We start from the raw sequence: 21076 nt of genomic DNA on the forward strand, positions 1-21076 counted from the left end.
ACCGGGCCGCCGTGCGCCGTCCGTTCAGCGGCCGCCGCCCCCTACCCCTAGGGGGTGTCTCTTCGATCTCCGTGGATCAGCCTGCGGCGTCTGGTGCCGTGCATCGCGAGGCGGAGCATCTCCCGCGGACTGGGTGTCCGTGGGTGATGTGACAACGCAGCGTGGGGGCACCCCCAGCGTTAGCTGGGGGAGTGCGGTGCCTGGGGGCACCTCCCAGCGTTAGCTGGGGGAGCGTCGCAGGCCCACGGAGATCGGAGAGACACCCCCTAGTACTTCAGAGCTAGGCCGGAAGTGCGCTCCACGGCGGGACGTGGACCAACCGGTGCGCTTCGTAGCTTCCTCCCGGAAGCCACGACCGGCTTCCGTGACGGAAGGACCGATCCTCATGGCGTCCCGCCCGCGCAGCGGCCGACTGCTGCGCACCCTGCTCGCCGCCCTCGTGGCCGCCTCGGTGGCCGTGCCCGTGTCCGGCGCGGCCCGCCCCGCGGCCGTCCCGGCGCCCGCGCCGGTGGCCCTCGCCCCGTTGCGGGCCGCCGGGCCCGGCGCGCTCGCCGAGCGGTATGCCGTCAACCGTGCCGGCATCCGCGCGGCGGCCCGGATGGCCGACGGCCACGGTGACCGGGCACGGGCCCGTGCACTGCGCCGGATGGCCGGCCCGGCGCGGCAGTTCCTCTCCTTCGACGGGCGGGGCGGGGGCCGTACCGCCGAGGTCTTCGGCGATCTGGCGCGGGCCGAGCGGATCGCCGTCCTCGTGCCGGGCTCGGACACCAACCTCGACACCTATGCACGGTTCCAGGCCGGCGCGACGGCGCTCCGGCGGACGCTGGACGACCGGTCCGCCGTGGTCGCCTGGCTCGGGTACGAGACGCCGGGCACGGTGAGCCCCGAGGTGGTCACGCCCGGCCGCGCGGCATCGGCCGCCCCGCAACTACGTTCGTTCCTCGGCGAGATGGTGGCGCTGCGGCCCTCGGCCCGGATCTCCGTGCTGTGTCACTCCTACGGTTCGGTGGTCTGCGGCCGCGCCGCGCCGGGGCTGAAGGTGGCCAACCTCGTGCTGTACGGCAGCCCCGGCGCCGGGGTCGACAGCGCTTCGGCCCTGCACACCTGGGCGACCGTATGGGCCGGCCGGGGGGAGGGCGACTGGATCGCCGAGGTGCCGCACGGTCAGCTGGACCTCCCGTTCACCACGCTCGGGCTGGGCGCCGATCCGGTCTCGGACGCCTTCGGGGCCCGGGTCTTCGCAGCGGGCGCCGGCGGCCACAGCGACTATCTCGCGCCCGGCTCCGTCGCCCTGCGGAACATCGCCCGGATCGTCTCCGGCCGGGCTCCGTCCGGGGAGCGTCGTGATGCGTGAGCTCGCCCGGCGGATCGCCGCCGCTACGCCAGACGGCCGGGACCGTGGCGTCGACGCCCTGCGGGCGCTCGCCATCCTGGGTGTGGTGCTCGGGCACTGGCTGGTGACCGCCCTGGTCACCGACAGCGGCGCCGTGCACGGCGCCAGCCCGCTGCACTCCCTGCCGCAACTCACCCCCGTCTCCTGGGTCTTCCAGACGCTGGCGGTCTTCTTTCTCGTCGGTGGCCGGATGGCGGCGACGAGTCATGCCGCGGCCCGCGCCCGGGGCGAGAGTTACGGGCGGTGGCTCGGCGCCCGGACGGCCCGGCTGTTCCGGCCGGTGGCGGCCGTCGTGCTGCTCTGGTGCGTGGTGCTGGTCGCCCTGCTCGCCTCCGGGGCCGGCCTGGAGACCGTTCGCACCCTGGGCACACTGGCGTGGTCCCCCCTCTGGTTCCTGCTGGTCTTCATCGCGCTGACGGCGGCGACCCCGCTGGTCGCCGGGCTGCACCCGCTGTGGCCGCTGGCCGTCGTCCTCCACATCGACCTGCTCCGCTTCGGCTTGGGCGGTCCGGAGTGGCTCGGCTGGCTCAATGTGCCGGCGGGCTGGCTGGTTCCGTACTGCCTGGGCGCGGCCTGGGCCCGCGGCCGGCTGGGCGGCCGGACGACCGGCTGGATGCTGCTGCTCGGTGGCGGCGCCGCCACCGCCGGACTCGTCGGCTGGGCCGGGTATCCGGCCGCCATGGTCGGGGTGCCCGGCGCCGGGATATCCAATCTCAACCCGCCCACCCTCGCGGCCGTCACCTTCGGCCTGGCCCAGTGCGGGGCGGCCCTGCTGCTGCTCGGTCCGCTGCGGCGGGTCCTCCAACGCCCCCTGGTCTGGGCGCCGGTGGCGCTGCTGAACCTGTCGGCGATGACGGTCTTCCTGTGGCACCAGACCGCGATGATGGCGGTCACCGCGCTCGGCCTGCTCGCGGGCCGGCCCCTCCCCGGCCTGCACACCGCCCCCGACGGTGTCTCGTGGGTGCTGGCCCGGCTGGCCTGGCTGCCGGTGTTCGGGGTGGCGCTGCTGGTGTGCGGAGCCGCGTTCCGCGGGTACGAGCAGGGCCGGGCGGGGCGGCGCGGCCGCGCCCGGGCCGTACCGGAGCGGCGCCCCGCTCTGTCGGCGGCGGGGAGGCGTGTCTAGGGTGGTTCACATGATCACGGGGGGCGTGAAGGGCGGGGAACCGCGGTGGCGGACGGCGCTGTTGGCGGTGCCCCGTACGCTGCGCGACGATCTGTGGACGGCGGCGGCCGATCCGCTGCCGAAGTTGAGCAGGCCCCGCCTGCTGGCTCGGCTGCCGCATGCCGTGATCGGTGTGCTCGCCTATGCGACAGGCGTCCTCACCACGGACTTCCTCACCCATGTCTACGGGCTGGTGCCGGGCCTGGCGCTGCTGCTCGCGCTGTGCCAGTCGGCCGCGCTGCTCGCGGCCATGTTCCGTCCGATACCGGCCTGGTGGATGTCGACGGCCGCGATGGCCGTCGGGGCCGTCGCCGCTCGGAGCGATCTCCCCTGGGAGGCGGGCTTCCCCTGGACCGAACCCGGCATCCTCGCGCAGGCCGCGACGGCGTTCCTGCTGGCGCTGCGGGTACGCCCCCGGGTCGCGGCCGAGGCGCTGGGGATCAACGTCCTGGCCGGGCTGGGCTGCCTGATGTTCCTCGGCCAGGGGCAGCACGAAAATCTGACGCAGGCGGTTTCGCTCCTGGTCATCGCGACGGTCCTGGGCGCCGCACTGCGCGGCCGCCGGGTGGCCCGTAGCCAGCTCGTCGCGCAGGAGGAGCTCACCGCCGAGGAGCGGGCCCGGCGCACCCTGCTGGAGGAGCGCAACCGGATCGCCCGGGAGCTGCACGACGTGGTCGCCCACCACATGTCCGTGATCTCCATCCAGGCACAGGTCGCGCCGCATCTCGTCACGGACCCCACCGACGAGCTGAAGGAGAACCTCGCGGGCATCCGCGCGAATGCCGTCGACGCGCTGACCGAACTCCGGCGGGTGCTTGGCGTCTTGCGCTCCGAGGACCCCTCGGGGGAAGGCGTACGGCACGCCCCGCAGCCCACCCTCGGCCGGCTGGATGAGCTGATCGCCAATGTGACGGCGGCCGGCCTCACCGTCACCACCGAAACCACCGGCGAGCCGCATGCGCTGTCGCCGGGGGCCGAGCTGTCCGCGTTCCGCATCGTCCAGGAGGCGCTGAGCAACGCGATGCGGCACGCGCCCGGCGCTACGGTGCAGGTGCAGCTCGGATACGGGTCCGCCGGTCTCACCCTCCGGGTCACCAACACCGCGCCGGACGGCCCGGCCCCGCCCTCCCCCGGCTCCGGCCACGGACTGCTGGGCATGCGCGAACGCACGGCCATGCTCGGCGGCGAACTGGCCGCCGGCCGGACCCCGGACGGCGGCTACGAAGTGACCGCCCTGCTGCCCGCCCCTGCGAGAACACCGGCCGACGCCGGCGAGGACACCCCATGACGACCATCCGTGTGCTGATCGCCGACGACCAGATGATGGTCCGCCAGGGATTCACCGTGCTGCTCAACGCCGAACCGGGCATCGAGGTCGTCGGCCAGGCCGTGGACGGCATCGACGCCGTCGCCAAGACCGCCGAACTCGCCCCGGACGTCGTCCTGATGGACGTCCGGATGCCCCGGCTCGGCGGCATCGAGGCCACCCGCCGCCTCACCGAACCGGCCGGCGCCACCGTCAAGGTCCTCGTATTGACCACCTTCGACCTCGATGAGTACGTGTACGAGGCGCTGCGCGCGGGCGCCTCCGGTTTTCTGCTCAAGGACGCCTCGGCGGCCGAACTCGCGCAGGCGGTACGGGTGGTGGCGGCCGGCGACGCCCTGCTCGCCCCGAACATCACCAAGCGCCTGATCGCCGAGTTCTCCCGGGTGACCAGCGCCCCGCGCGCCCCGCTCAAGGACCGGGTCGGCGATCTGACGGAACGGGAGACCGAGGTCCTGTCACTGATCGCCCAGGGCCTGTCGAACGGGGAGATCGCGGAGCGTCTGGTGGTGGCGGAACAGACCGTGAAGAGCCATGTGGGCCGCATCCTGGTCAAGTTGGGCCTGCGCGACCGGACACAGGCCACCGTCTTCGCCTATGAGACGGGGCTGATCCGTCCGGCCGGATACTGAGCGGACGGGCGGCGGGGCGCGGCGGCGGGAGCGCGCAGGGACGGGTGCGGCGGACTCAGGTACCGGCATCGGAGCCCGGCATCGTCCTCCGGTACCGGTCCCGTTCCACCGCGCGGCGGAGCGGAACCCTCCCGGAGAGCGAGGTACGGCGCCGCGGCGGACGGAAGTGTGGTGTGCCGCGGGGACCGGCTCCCCGCCGCACACCCGTTGTGTGCGCCGACCTCATCCGCAGGAGGATGCCATGCCTGGAATGCGCCGCCCGTTCGTCACGGCCGCCACCGCCCTCGCCGTCTGCACCGCGACCGCACTGACCCTGGGCACGACCGGCCCGGCCGCGGCCGCCGGAACCGCGCCACAGGCCACCCGGCACACCGCCGACGAACCGTCCCTGACCGGCTCCGCCAAGCTCCAGCGGAAGCCGGGCGACAACGTCCACTTCCGCATTGACGCCCACGGGTTCGCGGACAAGGCGCACGGCACGTTCTACGTCAGCCATCACTTCGGCAAGGTCTGGGGCGGCCACTTCAAGGGCCGGATCGACTGCCTGGTGACCGGGGGCCCGGTGGCCGTCGCCACCGGCATCGTCACCGAGTCGCACTTCAAGGACGCACCGGGCCTGCCGCACATCGGGGACCTCAAGGGCAAGCGGTTCGGCTTCACCGTGCTGGACAACGGCAAGAAGGACCGGCTGGGTTACAGCTGGGCCGTGGACCGCCTGCCGAAGAACAGCGTCGGCAAGTGCCTGAGCTCGGCCCCCATCGAGACCCTGCAGAAGGGGGACTACACGGTCCACCACTGGATGCCGCAGCACGTGACGAAGTGAGCCGCTGCCCGACGGGCCGGGTGCCGCGTGCCGTGGCGCGCGGCACCCTTCGCACGTCCGGCCCGGCCGGTCCGGGTGCACGGGAGGCTCCGCACCCAGGGCCTGTCCGACGGATCCGCCCCTAGAGCCGGAAGGAGTCCGCCAACGTGTCGATCTGCGCGGTGAGCAGTGTCGGCGCGCGATGCCCCATCCCGGCGTACTGGCCCAGCACTTCCAGGCCGACCGTGCCGTGCAGTTGCGACCAGGCCAGCACCGTGCCGGCGAGGGCGGTGCCCGCCGCCTTGTCGTGCGGCGGCAGTCCGGTGTGCTGGGCCACCCAGTCGGCGACGCCGTCGTCCTTGCGCACCCACGCCGTCATCTCGGCGACGACCGGCCGTAGCGCCTCGGCGGGCTCGCCAGCGGCGAACACCTTGAGGAACGGCCCCAGGACGGCCCGCGCGCGTTGCAGCGTGTCGGGCGGAGCCGCGTAACCGGGGAGCGGCGTGCCCTGGATCAGAAGATAGCGGTGCGGCTGCGCGACGGCCCAGCTCCGGTAGGCGCCGGCGAGGGCGTGCAGGGTGGCCCGCGCGTCCCCGGCCGCTGCCCCGTCGGTCTGCCCGATGGCCTGCGCCACGTCGTCGTAGGCGTCCCGGATCAGCTCGCTCAGCAGATCGTCCCGGCCGGCGAAGTAGCGGTAGAGGGCCGGCCCGGACAGGCCCATGTCCTTGGCGATCCGGGTGAGCGCCACGGCCTGGATGCCGCCCTCGGCGAGCTGCTGCAGCGCGGCCGTCTTGATCTCCGCACGGTTCTGTTCGCGGTAGCGCGCCCGGGGGCTTCGTACCTCGGCGGCCATGTTCTCCTCCTGCGTTGCGGGGCGGCGGACGGCCATGGGTGAGCGGTCCTCGCTCATCGTAGCCATCACTTCAGTTGCAATGCACCTTCCCTGAAGTTATGGTCTCTAACAGAAGTGAGGGTGTGCGGCGAAAGCCTGCACCGCCCTCACCTGCCGTTGATCCGATCCAGCCCGCCGCCCGCAGAGAAGGAATCGCCATGTCTGTTGCAGCCCGCCGTCTCCATGCCGTCCTGGGTGCCGGCCCGGCCGGCACCACGCTCGCCGCCGAGCTCGCCCGCCGGGGTCACGCCGTACGGCTGGTCAGCCGCTCGGCGCCGGACGGCACCCCCGACGGCGTGCAGGGCTGCGCCGCCGATGTGAGCACGCCCGTGGAGGCGCTGGCCGCCGTCGAGGGCGCCGATGTCGTGTACCACTGCGTGAACGTCGCCTATCACCTGCAGACCGAGGTCATGCCCCGGGTCCAGCAGGCGGTGCTGGCCGCCGTCGAGGCCACCGGCGCCCGGCTGGTCGTGCTGGACACGCTGTATCCGTACGGGCAGACGCAGGGCGAGGTGATGACGGAGGAGACTCCCTGGCGGGCGACGAGCCGCAAGGGCATGATGCGGGCGCAGTTGGACGAGGCGTACCTCGCCGCCCACCGTGCGGGGCGGGCCCGGGTCGCCCTCGGCCGGTCGGCCGACTTCGTCGGTCCCGGCGTGCTCAACTCGACGCTCGGCGGCGCGGTCTTCCCGGCCGCACTGACCGGCGGTGAGGCCCTCGCGCTGGGCGACATCGACCTCCCGCACAGCTACACGGCCATCCAGGACGTGGCGAGGGGGCTGGCCGCCCTCGGCGAAGACCCGGCAGGCGACGGCCGGGTGTGGCACCTGCCCACCGCGCCCGCCCGTACCACCCGCGAGATCCACTCGATGATCGAGGAGCGGGTGGGCAGCCCCCTGCGGCGGGTGGTGCTCACCGAGGCCCGCCCCTTCGGGCCGTTCGACGCGACCTTCATGGACGAGTACGCGGAGATGTTCTACCAGCACACCGAGCCGCAGACCGTGGACTCCTCGGCGTTCGAGCGCACCTTCGGCCTCCGCCCGACGCCGCTGGAGGCGACCCTCGACGCCACACTCGACTGGTACCGCACGCTGGTGGCCGGCGCACGGAACTGACCCCGCCTCAGGGGCAGCGGTCGAGCTGGGCAATGACCGCCTGGACGTCGGCGGACGGTGAGGATGCCCTCCTGGTCGGGGGGCATCCTCTTTGACGCCGTAGGCGAGGGCGTGCGCGGCTCCTAGGTGCGTCCACCAAGCCGGCCCACTCCAAAAATGTGACGCAGATTACGTCCGTTTTGCCGGATTACCGGGTTCCCGCGCCCCGCCATCATGACCGAAACGGAGCAACTCAGGGACGGAGTCGCAGGTGGACGACAGTCAGAGGGTCGGGTCGTGGCGGGAACTCGGGAGATATTTCGGCACCGCCGTGGTGCTGGCCGGGGGCGTCCTCGTCGGTGCCGTCAACATCTACATGGCCGCGAGCCTGCTGCCCACGGCGGTTGCGGAGATCGGCGGTGAACGCCTCTACGCATGGAACATGACCGTTTTCCTGATCGCCCAAGTTGTCTCCACCATGCTCGTGAGCCGAACTCTTTCTCGGCATGGCGACATCGGCTCCTACCTGGTGGGCTTTGGCGTCTTCGCCGTTGGGTCGGTTGTCTGCGCGGCCAGTCCGACCATGCCGGTGCTGCTGGTCGGCCGTGGCGCGCAGGGACTTGGGGCAGGCTTGTTGACCGGTCTGGGGTTCGCCCTCATCTATTCGGCGCTGCCGGCGCGTCTGTGGGTACGGGGCAGCGCGTTGATCTCCGCCATGTTCGGCCTCGGCAACTTCGTCGGCCCGACTCTCGGCGGCCTCTTCGCCCAGTTCGGAGCCTGGCGGCCGGCGTTCGTCGTGTTAGCGGTCGTCTCGGGAGTGATGGCGGCGTTCGTCCCCCGGGTACTTCCCACAAGCCGCAGGACCTCGGCGGAGGCGGTCCAGGTACCGCTGGGCTCGTTGCTCCTGGTCATCGGAGCCACAGCTGCCGTGAGCGTCGCTGGGATCCTCTCGAACGAGGCCATGAGGGCGGTCCTCATCGCGCTGGCTCTGGCCTTGGTCATGGCCTTTGCGGTGACGGAGAAAGGGAGCCAGGTCCGAGTCCTGCCGCGCCCGACCTACCAGACCGGCTCGGCTTTGCGGTGGGTCTACCTGACCATCGCGTTCCTCGCCGCCGGCGTCGCCGTGGAGACGTTCCTGCCGTTGTTCGGTCAGCGCCTGGGCGCACTGCCGCCGGTCGCTGCCGGGTTCTTCGGAGCCGCCTTGTCGCTCGGCTGGTCGGCAAGCCAAGTCGTCAGCTCCTCAGCACGTCGACAACGGACCGTTCGACGGCTCCGGGTTGCCGGTCCCGGCCTCCTTACGGCTGGGCTCGCCATACTCGCGCTGTTGCAGCACCGCCACGCGTCACTGCCGCTGGTCCTCGCCTGGCTGCCGCTTCTTCTTCTCGCCGGCACGGGGATCGGTCTGGCCATGCCCCACCTGTCCGTTGCTGCGATGGCCAGCACGCCCGACAAGAAGGAAGGCGAAAAGGCCGCCGCGGCGATCGCGACCGTGCTCACGATGTCGACGGCGTTCGGTGCGGCGGTCGCCGGCCTTCTGGTCAACCTGGGTGGCCCGTCACTGGTGACCTCCGCGCGCTACCTCCTGCTCGGCTTCGCTGCTGTCTCGGCCCTCGGCATGCTCACCGCGCTACGCGCCAACCAGCTCGCTCAGCTCCCGGCGGACACGGCACACAGCTCGACCACGGCGGCGTCCAGGTAGCGGATCGCCAGGGGCTCGCCAGGAACGGGCCCGTACGCCGCGGCCTGCTCATCAGCCAGAACCCGCCGAGCGGGCCAACCCACGCACACCGGGGGCCGACGCGCAGTGCGTCGGCCCCCGGCAGCTCCGCCAGCGGTCAGGAGGCGCCGGGCGGCGTCGCCGACCAGGCGGTCACCGACAGGGCCGCACCGTCGACGTCCTTGTCGAACGCCAGGATGCTGTGCGCGTTGCCGCCCGACGGGGAGACCTGGAGGTACTTGGCCTTCGCGGACGGGCCGGCGTGCGTCCAGACGAGGTCGGCGTAGGCGCTCTTGCCCGGCTTGAGCGTGACCTGGTGGGCGCCCGGGTCCTGGGCGAAGTAGGTGTCACCGCGGTGCACGGTGGTCTTCATGGCCGAGTGACCGGCGCCCTCCAGCGCCAGCCCCGGGTACCCGGATATCGCGCAGGTGCTCTTGCCGGTGTTGGTCACCCGCAGGTAGGTGCCCTCGTGGTTCATCCCGGCCTGGTCCGAACCCGCGCTGGTGGTGGTGACCTTCAGCGCCCCCGGTCCGCACGAGCCGGCAGCCGCCGCGCCGGATCCGGCCGGACCCGCCGCGGCGGCGATTCCTGCACTCGCCCCCGCAGCCAGCACGACGGCGGCGGTGACGGTGACAGCAGTACGCAGACCACGGATGGTCATCAGTCATCAACTCCCTCTTCTCCGGCATCCGGAGAAATAGCGGTGCCCTCCCCACCGCCCGGTTGGGCGCTTCCGTCGCTCCGTCCGTGAAGGGCACCGGGCAGGGCGCCCCCGGACGACAGCGCCGGACCGTCGGTCCGGGCGGTGGGTTCTGCATTTTTTGTGCACCACCCACCCTGGGCGCCCCCGCTGATGATCCACTAACGCCTCACTAACACCGGAAATACGGCAAAAAAGCCGGGGAGGTCAGGGAGTGGGAGAAGGGTGCGGGGTGCGGGGCCGGCAGCCGGTGCCGGGCGTGGTGCGGCCGGGCCGGGGACGAGGCGGCTGAAGCCGGTCCGAGCAGACGTGCGATGCTGGAGCACCGGGGATCATGGCAAGAAGTGGGAGCGTACGGCAGCGTGGTGGCAGCGATACGGCGGGCTGGGACGAACGTCTGGGACCGCTTCGCGGCATCCGATCCGGGGCTGCTGCGGCTGATGGCGGGACTGCGGACGGTCGGGGCCATCGTGCTCACCCTCCTCGTCCTCGCACTGCTCGGCACCGGCGTCCCCTTGATGGTCGCGGGCTCCATGGTCGCCATGGTGTCCACCTTCGCGATCAGGGAGAAGGAGGTACGCGGCCAGGCGATCACGCTGGCTCTCGGCCTGCCCGTCGCGCTCGCCGCCATGTCGCTGGGCGCGGTGCTGCACACCCTGGTCATCGCCGGCGATGTGTTCTTCGTGCTGCTGATCTTCGGTGCCGTCTACTCCCGGCGGTTCGGTGACCGCGGCACCGCACTCGGCCTGATCGGGTTTCAGGTCTACTTCATCTCGCTGTTCGTGCAGGCCGGCGTCCCCACCCTGCCCGTGCTGTATCTGACGCTGGCCGTCGCCATCGGGTCCAGCGCCCTCGTCCGGTTCGCCGTCGTGCCACAGACTCCCCAGCGCACCCTGGGCCGGCTGCGCGAGGCCTTCCGGGCCCGCCTCGCCCAACTGCTGGCGACCCAGAACGAGCTGTTGGACGTGGACCCCGAGGAGCTCGACAAGGTCCTGGACGACCTGCGGCGGCACACCGCCCGGCTGCACGAGGCGGCGCTGATGATCCAGGGCCTCCTGGAGGAGGGCACGCGGGACGAGGCCGCGGCCGGCCTGGTGCAGCGCCGCGTCGCGGAGGCCGAGGTCGCCGCCGAGCGGCTGGGCATGCTGCTGCTCAACGCCCGCAGCGCCGGGCGTGCGGACACCCTCACCATGCATCTGCCGCATGCGCCTGTGCCGGCCACGGGCACCCGCATACGGACCGAGGACGACGCGATCCGCACCTTGCGCCGCGATCTGAACGCCCTCCTCCTGCTGATCGCCCGGCCCGCGCCCGGCGGCCGCGGCACCGCACTCGCCCACGTACGGAACCGGCTGCTCGGCTACCGGGACGAGGACAACCTGCCGCTCGCCTCCCCCGCCGTCCAGGACGTCTTCCGCGGGCTCGGTGAGGCCGCGCGTTCCGTGCTGGGTCTGCGGCTGGCGCTGGACGGACCGCAGGACGAGTCGGACGACTCCCCGGCCACCACGCGTTCGCGCGAGGAGTTCGACGCCGAGGACGTCGCCATCGTCGTCGCCGAGGAGACCGAGGAGCCGGCCGACGACCGCACCGGGCTGCAACGGCCCACCACCCGGGCCGCGTTCCAGGTCGCGGTGGGCTCGACGCTGGCCATGATCGGGGGCGAGTTCCTGTCCAGCCAGCGCTGGTACTGGGCGGTGCTGACCTGCTGGGTGGTCTTCCTCAACACCGCCTCCACGGGCGAGATCCTGGTCAAGGGCTACCGCCGGCTGGTGGGCACGGTCCTCGGCGTGGTCGCCGGTGTCGCGCTCGCCGGGCTGGTCGGCAACCACACCTGGACCGCGTTCGCGCTGGTCCTGCTCTGCATCTTCGGGATGTTCTTCACCGCGCCGCTGTCCTACGCGCTGGTGTCGTTCTTCGTCACCGCGATGCTCGGACTGCTCTACACCCTGCTCAACACCTACAGCCTCGATGTGCTGGTGCTGCGCATCGAGGAGACCGCGCTGGGTGCCGCCTGCGGGATCATCGGCGCGGTGCTGGTGCTGCCGGTGCACACCGACCGCCGTACGGACGAGCTGCTGGGCACGGTGCTGGTCCGGCTGCGGGACGTGGTGTCCGCCGCGGTGGAGCAGCTCAGCGGCGGGCCCGCCGTCGACCTGCTGGGCAAGGCGCGCGAACTGGACGAGGCGCTGGACGAGCTGCGCGCCTCCATCCAGCCGCTGACCCACCCGATCACACCCCTACGGGTACGGCGGCGGACCGCCCGCTATCTGGTGGCCCTCCTGGAGACCTCCGCCTATCACGCCCGTTCCCTGGCGGCGACCGCGGAACTCGTCCCGTACAGCAAGACCATCGCGGCCGACCCGCGCCTGGAGCGGGCCGGCCGGCGGATCGCGTACAACATCGATCTGATCGTCGCGCGGGTGCTGGAGGAGAGCACCGAGGGCGAGGTCCAGTCCGGCGCCAGCATCGCCTCGATGCTGGAAACCGCCGGCTCCGGCGCGCTGCGGACGGGCACGGTCACCTTCCGCGTGCTGCGGCATCTCCAGCGCCTCGACGAGGGAGTGGTGGGTATCGCCCGTCCCCTCGACGTGCCGGTGGCCGGCCGCAGCGGCGGCAAGGCGACCTGACCCCGCCGGCCGCACGCTGAGCCGCTGCTCCTCAAGTTCAGTCCGTACCGCCCGCGCCGGCTCGGCACGCCGGGTGCCCCCAGCCCTCGTCGTTCTTGGAGATCGGCTCACCCGCCGCATAGGAGCGCCCGCAGCGGCAGCGCCCGGGGAACTTGGCCTTGAGCGTGCGCACCGCCTTGCCCGCGCCGCGCCGCTGCGGTGCGGAGGCCGTCCGCGCCGTGGCGCCGGAGGTGCCTCGACGGGCGCCGGCGGACCGCGCAGCAGCCGGGGCGGCCGGCGGCTGCGGGGAGCCGAGCTCGCTGCCGGCGGCCTCCTGCTCGGTCGCAGCCTGACTTGCGGCCCGGTCGGCGAAGTCGTTCAGCGGGTCCCCGTCGACCTGGTGCGCGGGCACGTACCGGAACTCCACGGAGCGGCCCGTGAGCAGTGCGTCGATGCTGACGACCAGTTCCTGATTGGCGACCGGTTTGCCCGAGGATGTCTTCCACCCCTTGCGCTTCCAGCCGGGCAGCCAGGTCGTGACGGCCTTCATCGCGTACTGGGAATCCATCCGGATCTCCAGCGGTACGGCCGGATCGGTGGCGGTCAGCAGGCGTTCCAGGGCCGTGAGCTCGGCGACATTGTTGGTCGCGGTGCCCAGCGGCCCGGCCTCCCACCGTACGACGGTGTCCGCACCATCGGCGATGACCCAGGCCCAGCCCGCGGGCCCGGGGTTTCCTTTCGACGCGCCGTCACATGCGGCACTCACGCGTTCAGCCATGAGCGCGATCATGCCAGGCGGCGGTCCTACGGGGCGAAGCCGCCTCCGGACGCGTCCGGTCCCCGCACCAGCCACTGCGCGCCGACGACGGGGCGGGACCGGGGCACCACGGAAGCGGACATGACAAGGTACCTCGGCCCCGATCCCGCAAGGTCAGTTCCCGGCCGACTTCTCCGGGCGGAGCTCGCTGGGCCGCACGATGACGAACCCCTCGCCTTCGAGGCGGAGTTGGACGGCCTCGCCGGAGCCGCCGCGGAGCATCGAACCGAGGCTCTGCGAACGGTGCAGCCCCGTGTGCAGACCGCTGCTCCAGCCGACCACGGCATCGGTGTCGACGAAGACCGGGGACTGCGGGGAGACGGGTATGACGATGGGGTTGCCCTCGCACATCACGCCCAGCTTGCCCTGGCCGCTGAAGACGGAGTTGAAGAGTCCGCCGCCGACCATGCCCGCGCCCTTGACCACCTTGATCTCATAGGAGAGGGACGGGTCGAAGCACAGCACATTGCGGCCGTTGACGGTGAGACCGTCGTCGGCGGCGAGGTCGATGATGAAGCAGTTGGCGGCCTCGTGCGCGAACCACACCTCGCCGCGGCCCCGTACGGCCATCAGCGCCAGCCCCTCGCCGGTGACCGCGCGCTTGAGGAACTTCCCGACCCCCTGCCCCTGCTTCTCGAATTGCAGCTCACCGCGGTAGGCGATCATCGCGCCCTGCCGCGCATAGCACTCCCCGTCCAGCGCGTACTTGAGCGACTTGGCGTTCTGCTGCACCATGCCGGGCGCGCCGGCCTGCGTCGCCATGTTCTCGGCGGCAAAAAGATCACTGTTCATGACAGGAATGCTAGAGCGGGCCGTGGCCGGGTACGCGGGAAGTCCCTCGCCAGGCACCGGAGCCGCTGCGTCCGGTCCGGATTCCCGGCCCCACGACATGACGGCTGAAACCGGATCATGCCTTCCCTGGCTTGTAAACAATCGGACACAAGAACACTCAAAATAGGTAAACCACAGCCGTCAGGCGCAACGTGCTCTAGCGTCACGTCCGACACGGGGTGGTTGTCAGTGCCAGGGGGCGACGGCTGCGCCGGAACGTGAGGGGACGACCAAGTGGGGGGCCATGGGGTTGTTCGAAGCTGCCGGATCACGGGTGATGGAATCACCCGCCGGAACAGCCAAATTGGATCGAGCGCCGGAACACTACAGGGGAGGAAGGCACACACCAGCCGAACGACGGCTCTTACCGGTGGCGTTGGCCGTTGACGCAATCGGTGCCATGCTGCCGGTCGCCGCGCTGGGTGCGCTCACGGGGCAGCCCCATCCGCTGCTCACCGCAACGCTGGCCGGTGCATCGTGGCTGGCCGTTGGGGCATCGAAGAATCGTTACGCCGGAGACGCACTGGACGCCGGTGCGCTGCTGCCCGTCTTCCGGGACTGGCTGACCATGCTGGGGGTACTGGCCGTCGCCTGCGTCGGAACGCGGGTCGATTTCTCCCTCGAAGCCTGTGTACCGGCGCTGCTGCCGTGTCTCGCACTGGGCGTGGCCCGGCGCAAGCTCGCACACCGGTATCTGCTGGCCATCCGGCGCCGTGCGCGGGCGCTGCGGCGGGTACTGATCGTCGGGGAGGCGGGCGCGGTCGATGTGGTGCTCGCGGAGCTGGGGCACCGCACCGACCACGAGTATGTCGTCGTCGGCAGCTGTCTGGTCGGGGACGAAGCGACCGATTCGGCGCTGCCGGTCTGCGACCGGCTCTCGTCCGACGGTGACGGACCCGAGGGGGCACTGGACGGGGAGCGGGTCCTGGCGTGCGCCGCCGAACTCGGCGCCGATCTCGTCTTCGTGGCGCCGGGCCGGCAGATGCCAGCGGCACGGGTGCGGCGGCTGGCCTGGGCGCTGCACGACGGGGGCCGGAATCTGGCCATACTCCCGGGCCTGATCGACGTCTCACAGCACCGGGTCCGGCTCGCCAAGGCGGCGGGGCTGACGGTGATGCACATAGACCCGGCGGCGCGACGGGGGCTGCCGGTACTGCTGAAACAGGCGACCGACCGGCTGGGGGCGTTACTGCTGCTGGTGCTGCTCTCCCCCGTCTTCGCCATGGTGGCCGCGGCCATAAGGCTCAGTACCGCGGGCCCGGTGTTCTACTGGCAGATCCGGGTCGGCCGGGATCTGCGGCCGTTCCGGATGTGGAAGTTCCGCACCATGGTGGTCACCGCCGACCGGATGCGGGCCGCGCTGGAGTCGGCCAACGAGCACGACGGGGCGATGTTCAAAATGCGGCGGGATCCCCGGGTGACGCGGGTGGGCCGGCTGCTGCGCCGCTTCTCGCTGGACGAACTGCCGCAGCTCTTCAACGTCCTGACCGGCCATATGTCCTTGGTCGGTCCCCGGCCGCCGCTGCCCGAGGAGGTCGAGCGGTACGACGGGACCGAGATCCGGCGGCTGTCGGTCAAGCCGGGCCTGACCGGTCTGTGGCAGGTCAGCGGGCGGTCGGACCTCTCCTGGGACGAGACCGTCGCACTGGATCTGAGCTATGTGGACAACTGGTCCTACTCCCGCGACATAGGGGTGCTGATGCGTACCGTGCGGGCCGTCGTGGACGGGCGCGGTGCGTACTAGGAAGTGTCCACAACGTCCCGCCGGGCCCGCGACGCCTCGTCGCCGTGGGTCGCGGTGTGCGGCCGGTGTCTCGCCGAGGGGCGGGCGCCGGCCGCACACCGCGGGCCGGTCCGGCTTACGCCGGTGCCGGCTGGGCCTGCCACGCCTCGTAGGTCCGGGCGATGCCCTCGGCGAGCGGGATGGTGGGTGCCCAGCCCAGGGCACGCATCCTGCTGATGTCGAGCAGCTTGCGCGGGGTGCCGTCGGGGCGGGACGGGTCGAAGGCGATCCGTCCCTCGTAGCCCACCGCGGCGGCGACGTGGGAGGCGAGCTCGGCGATGGTCAGGTCCTCGCCGCAGCCGACGTTGACCGTGTCGTCACCGTCGTAGCGGCGCAGCAGTACCTCGCAGGCGGCGGCCAGGTCGTCTACGTGCAGGAACTCGCGCAGGGGCGTTCCGGTGCCCCAGAGGGTGAGTTCGGGCCGGCCCTGCTGCTTCGCCTCGTGGAAGCGGCGGATGAGCGCCGGCAGCACATGCGAGGTTTCGAGGTCGAAATTGTCGCCGGGTCCATAGAGGTTCGTCGGCATGGCGGAGATGAAAGAGGCACCGTATTGGCGGCGGTAGGACCGGATCTGCACCAGGCCGGCGATCTTGGCGATCGCATACGCCTCGTTGGTGGGCTCCAACGGCCCGCTCAGCAGGGCGTCTTCGGTGATGGGCTGGGCGGCGTGCTTGGGGTAGATACAGCTCGATCCGAGGAACAGCAGGCGGCGCACCCCGGCCTGATGGGCACCGGCGATGACGCTGAGCTGGATGCTGAGATTGTCCTCCAGGAACTGTACGGGCTGGGTGCTGTTGGCCATGATTCCGCCGACCTTGGCGGCCGCCAGCACGACGGCGTCGGGCCGGGCCGCGCGCAGCCAGGCCGCCGTGGCCTCGGCGTCGCGCAGGTCGAGCTCCGCACGGGTACGGGTCAGCACCTCGTAGCCCTGGGCGGCCATCCGCCGGGCCACGGCGGATCCCACCAGGCCTCGGTGGCCGGCGACGAAAACACGAGCAGGTGTGGGCAGCAAGTCATCCATGGGGCGGATTGTCGCAGTCAATTCGATACGCCCACCGACCATTTCAGGAAATATCTGGCGCTTCTTGTGCTCGACCACCGGCCACGGCGCAGGTAGCGTCCACCGCCCGCGGTCCGCCGTCCGGCACGTGGGCACATCCATCGTTCGATCCCGATGCACAGCCACTTCTCGTGGACAGTCACTTCTCGTGGGGGGAAGCCATGCCGAAAACCGCGGTCATCACCGGAATCACCGGTCAAGACGGTTCATATCTGGCCGAATTGCTGCTGAGCAAGGGCTATGAAGTGCACGGGCTGATGAGACGCTCATCGAGCTTCAACACCGAGCGCATCGACCACATCTACCAGGACCCGCACACCCCGGACCGCCGGCTGCTGCTGCACCACGTCGACCTGTCGGACGGGGTGGCGCTGGTGAATCTGCTGCGCGATGTGCAGCCCGACGAGGTCTACAACCTCGGGGCCCAGTCCCATGTCCGGGTCTCCTTCGACGCCCCGCTGTACACCGGTGATGTGACCGGTCTGGGCGCCCTGCGGCTGCTGGAGGCCATCCGTGCCAGCGGGGTCCGGACCCGGCTGTACCAGGCCTCGTCCTCGGAGATGTTCGGCGCCACACCGCCGCCGCAGAACGAGGCGACGCCCTTCCACCCGCGCAGTCCGTACGGCTGCGCCAAGGTCATGGCGTACTGGTCGACCGTCAACTACCGTGAGGCGTATGGCCTGTTCGGCGTCAACGGCATTCTCTTCAACCACGAGAGCCCACGACGGGGCGAGACCTTCGTCACCCGCAAGATCACTCGCGCGGTGGCCCGCATACAGGCCGGTCTGCAGAAGCATCTCTATCTGGGCAACCTCGATGCGGTCCGCGACTGGGGCTATGCCCCGGAGTACGTCGAGGCCATGTGGCTGATGCTCCAGCGTGACGAGCCCGACGACTACGTGGTCGCGACCGGTGTGGCCGCGACCGTACGGGACTTCCTGCAGGCCGCATTCGAGACGGTGGGGCTGGACTGGGAGCGCAGTGTGCGCTTCGACCCGAAGTACGAGCGGCCCTCCGAAGTGGATGCGCTCATCGGTGACCCGTCCAAGGCGAAGAGCCTGCTGGACTGGTCGGCGAAGGTGCAGTACGACGAACTCGCCCGGATCATGGTCGAGTCGGACGTACGCCAGCTGGAGGACGAGCTCTCCGGCCACCGGGTGCGGGTGGACCGATGACCACTTCCGCCACCGCCCGCCGGCTGCGCGGCTTCAGCGGCGCGGGCTACCACAAGGGCCGGGGGGTGCTGACCCAGGCCGCCTGGTTCGCCGTGCTCAACCTGGTGTTCATGAAGTGGTGGTTCCCGCCGCGGCTGCGGCCCCCGCTGCTGCGGGCGTTCGGCGCCCATGTGGGTCAGCGGGTCCTGATCCGGCACCGGGTACGGGTGCAGTGGCCGTGGAAGCTGTCGATCGGCGATGACGTCTGGGTGGGCGAGGACGCCTGGCTGATCAATCTGGAACCGATCAGCATCGCGGCCGATGTCTGTGTGTCGCAGGGCGCCGTGCTGTGCACGGGAAGCCATCAACGCCGTTCGCCCACCTTCGAGTTCGACAATGCGCCGATCAGTGTGGAGGAGGGCGCCTGGGTGGCCGCCCGTGCCGTGGTGCTGCGCGGCGTCACGGTAGGGAAGGGCGCGGTGGTCGGTGCCGGCGTGGTCGCCCATCGCGATGTGCCGCCCGGCGCGGTGTACACCACCGGGGGCGCCGGATGAGGATCACCCATGTCGTGACGCTGGTGAGCGACGACGGGGCGTACGGCGGTCCGGTGAGCGTGGCCACCGGGCAGCTGGGCGAACTCGCCTCCCGGGGGCATGAGGTGGAGCTGGTGTCCCTGTGGCGGGGCCGGGGCGCGCCGCCGCGCGCCGTGGACGGGGTCCCGCTCCGCGCCCGGCCCGCCCGCACCCTGGTGCCGGGGCAGGGGTTCCTGGGCCTGTTCCACCCGGGGCTGCTGCCGGTGCTCTGGCGCCGGGTGGGCCGGGCCGACGCCCTCCATCTGCATGCCGGGCGCGATCTGGTCTCCCTGGCCGCGCTCGCGGTGGCCGTGCTGCGCCGCCGGTCGTTCGTGGTGCAGACGCACGGCATGGTCCAGCCCCGGCGCTCGGCGGTGGCCCGGCTCTTCGACCGGGTGTATGTCCCGCTGCTGCGCCGGGCCCTGGCGGCGCTGGTGCTCACCGACGAGGAGGAGGCCGGGCTGCGGCAGGTGATGGGGCCGCGCGGCCCGCGGCTGGTGCGGCTCCCCAACGGGGTGCGTACCCGACCGGCGGACGACGAGCGCGACGGGGCGGATGTGCTGTTCCTGGCACGGTTGCAGGCTCGTAAACGGCCGGAGGCCTTCGTCCGGATGGCGGCGCTGGTGCACCGCAAGCGGCCCGAGGTGTCCTTCACCCTGCACGGTTCGGACGAGGGCCGGCTCACGGAGGTCCGCCGGCTGATCGCCGAGGAGGAGCTCGGTGAGGCGGTGACGTACGGCGGTGCCCTCGATCACGACGCCGCGGTGCGGCGCACCGCACGGGCCACCGTGTACGTCCTGCCCAGCGTCGACGAGCCGTTCCCGATGAGCGTGCTGGAGTCGCTGGCGGTGGGCACCCCGGTGGTCTGCACGGACAGCTGCGGGATCGCCGACGTGCTGCAGCGGCGCGGGGCCGCGCTGGTGACCGACGGTTCGCCGGAGGAGCTGGCGGATGCGGTGCTGCGGCTGCTGGAGGACGGGCCGCTGCGGGAGCGCGTCGCCCACGCGGGCCGGACTGCCGTGGCGGAGGAGTTCTCGCTCGCGGCGGTCGCCGACCGGCTGGAGGAGTGGTACCCGCTGCTCGCCCGGCCCGGAGCCGGATGACGGCGGGCGGCGGGGGCCGGACCCCCGCCGCCCGTGGCTACCGGCCGGCCGTCGCCTGCCGCAGCAGCGCGGTGATCCGTTCCAGGCCGGCCCGGCTGCTGAGCCGCTGCTCGACGTACTGCGGACCGCGGGCGCCCAGCCGGGACGCCCCCTCCGGGTCGGCGGCGAGCGCACGGACCTCCGCCAGCAGCGCCTTGGGGTCCTCCGGTGCGATCACCGTGCCGGCCCGCGAGCGCAGCACCTCCTGGGCGGTGCCCCCTTCGGCGGCCACGGAGGCGATCACCGGCCGGCCGGTCATGAAGTACGAGGTCAGTTTGGACGGCAGACTCATGTCGAGCACGGAGGCCTTCTGGGTCACCGCGAGCACATCCGCGGCGGCGAGCACCTCGGGGAACTCCTCGGCGTCGGCCGGCGGCAGGAAGGTCAGCGCGGAGCTGCCCGCGGCGAGCTGTTGCAGGTGGGCGCGCTGATTGCCGTCACCCATGAGCACGAACCGGACCGGTGCCGCCTCCTGGTCCGCGAGCCGGGCGGCCTCGACCAGGACCTCCAGGCCCTGCTTGAGGCCCATGTTGCCGGCGTGCAGCACCACGGTCTCGTCCGCCTGCCACCCCAGCCGGGCCCGGGTTTCCGCCCGGTCGCCTCTGGGGCCCTTCACATGCGTCCAGTTGGGCACCACATGCACCCGTGCGCGCGGCACGCCCATCGCCGTGACCCGGTCCACGAACGACTCGTGCACCACGCCTACGACATCGGCGCCGCGCAGGATCCGGGCCTCCAGCGCCCCGGCCACGGCGGCGGCCCGCCCCCCGCCCTGGATGCCGCTCTGCGCGGCGGCTGCCCCCATCAGGTCCTGGACGACCACGACATGGGGCACCCCGGCCCGCCGTGCCAGGCGGCCGCCCAGCACTCCCCCGGCCAGGCTGGGCATCTGACTGAGCACCACATCGGGCCGGACGCCACGCGGCGGCGCCACGAGGCCGTGCGCCAGAATGCTTGCCTCGAACACCGCCCGCCGCAGGGCGGTCTGACGTGGCGGCACGGTATGTCTGCGGCGGTGCACCGTCACCCCGATACGGCGTTCCTGCATCCGCCACCGTCCGCGATACCCCTCCGCCACCCGCCAGGCCGGGTAGTGCGGCATGCCCGCGAGGACATGGGTGTCGGCTCCGGACGCGGCCAGATGCTCGGCTATCTGCGTCGAGTACGGCCCTATGCCGGTGTGTTCGGGTGCGTAGTTGGTCGAGACCACGAGCACACACCGGCCTGCGAACGAGTCTTCCACGACTGGCCCCCCTCTGAATGTGCCGTCATCGTAGGAGCCCGCCGGGGGCCGCGGGCTGTGAATTGGATTGCGATTGTGTCCCGAAGACGACCTTGCTTCCCGAAGTCGCTTAGATTGTGGTCGCTGGTGGGGAGTTGGGGGGAGGTGGGCCG

General features: G+C 71.7%; 18 protein-coding genes. 12 read left to right on the forward strand and 6 right to left on the reverse strand.

Annotation, left to right across the window (positions count from 1 at the left end; all coding sequences use genetic code 11):
* Nucleotides 1-385: 385 nt before the first annotated feature.
* The 5 genes from CPH93_RS01760 (at nt 386) to CPH93_RS01780 (ending at nt 5334) form a co-directional block, all read left to right on the forward strand.
* A complete protein-coding gene (locus CPH93_RS01760; RefSeq protein ID WP_096211706.1) occupies nt 386-1354 on the forward strand; it encodes an alpha/beta hydrolase in 969 nt (322 codons plus the stop codon).
* Nucleotides 1347-2516, forward strand: a complete 1170-nt coding sequence (locus tag CPH93_RS01765; protein WP_096211707.1) for an acyltransferase family protein — start codon at nt 1347-1349, stop codon at nt 2514-2516. Before CPH93_RS01760 ends, CPH93_RS01765 begins: the two co-directional genes overlap by 8 nt.
* A 10-nt stretch (nt 2517-2526) precedes the next feature.
* The gene (locus CPH93_RS01770; RefSeq protein ID WP_096211708.1) at nt 2527-3843 is read left to right on the forward strand and encodes a sensor histidine kinase; all 1317 of its coding nucleotides are present in this window, start codon (nt 2527-2529) and stop codon (nt 3841-3843) included.
* Complete coding sequence (locus CPH93_RS01775) at nt 3840-4511, forward strand: response regulator (protein WP_093487853.1); 672 nt, start codon at nt 3840-3842, stop codon at nt 4509-4511. The genes CPH93_RS01770 and CPH93_RS01775 overlap by 4 nt, the downstream gene beginning before the upstream one ends.
* A 241-nt stretch (nt 4512-4752) precedes the next feature.
* Nucleotides 4753-5334, forward strand: coding sequence for a hypothetical protein (locus tag CPH93_RS01780; RefSeq protein ID WP_173909694.1), 582 nt, complete (start codon nt 4753-4755; stop codon nt 5332-5334).
* A 121-nt stretch (nt 5335-5455) separates the two neighbouring features.
* On the opposite strand, the gene CPH93_RS01785 is transcribed toward CPH93_RS01780, so the two are convergent.
* Complete coding sequence (locus CPH93_RS01785; protein ID WP_093489561.1) at nt 5456-6166, reverse strand: TetR/AcrR family transcriptional regulator; 711 nt, start codon at nt 6164-6166, stop codon at nt 5456-5458.
* Between the two features lie 197 nt (nt 6167-6363).
* On the opposite strand from CPH93_RS01785, the gene CPH93_RS01790 reads away from it, so the two are divergent.
* Nucleotides 6364-7320: an NAD-dependent epimerase/dehydratase family protein gene (locus tag CPH93_RS01790; protein WP_096211710.1), complete on the forward strand. Its 957-nt coding sequence runs from the start codon at nt 6364-6366 to the stop codon at nt 7318-7320.
* A 250-nt stretch (nt 7321-7570) separates the two neighbouring features.
* Nucleotides 7571-8998 (forward strand): MFS transporter, encoded by a 1428-nt coding sequence (locus CPH93_RS01795; RefSeq protein ID WP_176969523.1) that lies wholly within the window; start codon nt 7571-7573, stop codon nt 8996-8998.
* A gap of 136 nt (nt 8999-9134) precedes the next feature.
* Here the strand turns inward: CPH93_RS01795 and CPH93_RS01800 are convergent, their stop codons facing one another.
* Nucleotides 9135-9677, reverse strand: a complete 543-nt coding sequence (locus CPH93_RS01800) for a DUF4232 domain-containing protein (RefSeq protein ID WP_006607892.1) — start codon at nt 9675-9677, stop codon at nt 9135-9137.
* Between the two features lie 479 nt (nt 9678-10156).
* Between CPH93_RS01800 and CPH93_RS01805 the strand changes: the two genes are divergently transcribed.
* Nucleotides 10157-12343: an FUSC family protein gene (locus CPH93_RS01805; RefSeq protein ID WP_096215256.1), complete on the forward strand. Its 2187-nt coding sequence runs from the start codon at nt 10157-10159 to the stop codon at nt 12341-12343.
* 37 nt (nt 12344-12380) lie between these two features.
* Here CPH93_RS01805 and CPH93_RS01810 read toward each other — a convergent pair whose 3' ends face one another.
* A complete protein-coding gene (locus CPH93_RS01810; protein WP_093487847.1) occupies nt 12381-13112 on the reverse strand; it encodes a ribonuclease H family protein in 732 nt (243 codons plus the stop codon).
* Nucleotides 13113-13253: 141 nt separating this feature from the next.
* Nucleotides 13254-13931, reverse strand: a complete 678-nt coding sequence (locus tag CPH93_RS01815; RefSeq protein WP_096211711.1) for an AIM24 family protein — start codon at nt 13929-13931, stop codon at nt 13254-13256.
* A gap of 439 nt (nt 13932-14370) precedes the next feature.
* On the opposite strand from CPH93_RS01815, the gene CPH93_RS01820 reads away from it, so the two are divergent.
* Nucleotides 14371-15714, forward strand: coding sequence for a sugar transferase (locus CPH93_RS01820; protein WP_096215257.1), 1344 nt, complete (start codon nt 14371-14373; stop codon nt 15712-15714).
* A gap of 115 nt (nt 15715-15829) precedes the next feature.
* Here the strand turns inward: CPH93_RS01820 and CPH93_RS01825 are convergent, their stop codons facing one another.
* Nucleotides 15830-16774, reverse strand: coding sequence for a GDP-L-fucose synthase family protein (locus CPH93_RS01825; RefSeq protein WP_096211712.1), 945 nt, complete (start codon nt 16772-16774; stop codon nt 15830-15832).
* A gap of 200 nt (nt 16775-16974) precedes the next feature.
* Between CPH93_RS01825 and gmd the strand changes: the two genes are divergently transcribed.
* Genes gmd through CPH93_RS01840 form a run of 3 tightly spaced genes read left to right on the forward strand, consistent with a single transcriptional unit; the run spans nt 16975 to nt 19642 of the window.
* Nucleotides 16975-17988 carry a GDP-mannose 4,6-dehydratase gene (gmd, locus tag CPH93_RS01830; protein ID WP_096211713.1) on the forward strand — a complete coding sequence of 338 codons (1014 nt, stop codon included), beginning with the start codon at nt 16975-16977 and terminating at the stop codon, nt 17986-17988.
* Nucleotides 17985-18521, forward strand: coding sequence for a DapH/DapD/GlmU-related protein (locus CPH93_RS01835; RefSeq protein WP_096211714.1), 537 nt, complete (start codon nt 17985-17987; stop codon nt 18519-18521). The genes gmd and CPH93_RS01835 overlap by 4 nt, the downstream gene beginning before the upstream one ends.
* Entirely contained in the window at nt 18518-19642 is a 1125-nt protein-coding gene (locus CPH93_RS01840) for a glycosyltransferase (RefSeq protein ID WP_231977143.1), read from the forward strand. Before CPH93_RS01835 ends, CPH93_RS01840 begins: the two co-directional genes overlap by 4 nt.
* Before the next feature lie 37 nt (nt 19643-19679).
* Here CPH93_RS01840 and CPH93_RS01845 read toward each other — a convergent pair whose 3' ends face one another.
* Nucleotides 19680-20891 carry a glycosyltransferase gene (locus CPH93_RS01845; RefSeq protein WP_096215258.1) on the reverse strand — a complete coding sequence of 404 codons (1212 nt, stop codon included), beginning with the start codon at nt 20889-20891 and terminating at the stop codon, nt 19680-19682.
* Nucleotides 20892-21076: the final 185 nt, after the last annotated feature.

The organism is Streptomyces sp. 2323.1, assembly GCF_900221035.1.
Classification (GTDB): domain Bacteria; phylum Actinomycetota; class Actinomycetes; order Streptomycetales; family Streptomycetaceae; genus Streptomyces; species Streptomyces sioyaensis.

Bases quoted from the DNA above. Each gene is read 5' to 3' on its own strand.
- CPH93_RS01760 (WP_096211706.1), top strand. From the start codon at position 386: ATGGCGTCCCGCCCGCGCAGCGGCCGACTGCTGCGCACCCTGCTCGCC.
- CPH93_RS01765 (WP_096211707.1), top strand. From the start codon at position 1,347: ATGCGTGAGCTCGCCCGGCGGATCGCCGCCGCTACGCCAGACGGCCGG.
- CPH93_RS01770 (WP_096211708.1), top strand. From the start codon at position 2,527: ATGATCACGGGGGGCGTGAAGGGCGGGGAACCGCGGTGGCGGACGGCG.
- CPH93_RS01775 (WP_093487853.1), top strand. From the start codon at position 3,840: ATGACGACCATCCGTGTGCTGATCGCCGACGACCAGATGATGGTCCGC.
- CPH93_RS01780 (WP_173909694.1), top strand. From the start codon at position 4,753: ATGCCTGGAATGCGCCGCCCGTTCGTCACGGCCGCCACCGCCCTCGCC.
- CPH93_RS01785 (WP_093489561.1), bottom strand. From the start codon at position 6,166: ATGGCCGCCGAGGTACGAAGCCCCCGGGCGCGCTACCGCGAACAGAAC.
- CPH93_RS01790 (WP_096211710.1), top strand. From the start codon at position 6,364: ATGTCTGTTGCAGCCCGCCGTCTCCATGCCGTCCTGGGTGCCGGCCCG.
- CPH93_RS01800 (WP_006607892.1), bottom strand. From the start codon at position 9,677: ATGACCATCCGTGGTCTGCGTACTGCTGTCACCGTCACCGCCGCCGTC.
- CPH93_RS01805 (WP_096215256.1), top strand. From the start codon at position 10,157: ATGGCGGGACTGCGGACGGTCGGGGCCATCGTGCTCACCCTCCTCGTC.
- CPH93_RS01810 (WP_093487847.1), bottom strand. From the start codon at position 13,112: ATGATCGCGCTCATGGCTGAACGCGTGAGTGCCGCATGTGACGGCGCG.
- CPH93_RS01815 (WP_096211711.1), bottom strand. From the start codon at position 13,931: ATGAACAGTGATCTTTTTGCCGCCGAGAACATGGCGACGCAGGCCGGC.
- CPH93_RS01820 (WP_096215257.1), top strand. From the start codon at position 14,371: ATGCTGCCGGTCGCCGCGCTGGGTGCGCTCACGGGGCAGCCCCATCCG.
- CPH93_RS01825 (WP_096211712.1), bottom strand. From the start codon at position 16,774: ATGGATGACTTGCTGCCCACACCTGCTCGTGTTTTCGTCGCCGGCCAC.
- gmd (WP_096211713.1), top strand. From the start codon at position 16,975: ATGCCGAAAACCGCGGTCATCACCGGAATCACCGGTCAAGACGGTTCA.
- CPH93_RS01835 (WP_096211714.1), top strand. From the start codon at position 17,985: ATGACCACTTCCGCCACCGCCCGCCGGCTGCGCGGCTTCAGCGGCGCG.
- CPH93_RS01840 (WP_231977143.1), top strand. From the start codon at position 18,518: ATGAGGATCACCCATGTCGTGACGCTGGTGAGCGACGACGGGGCGTAC.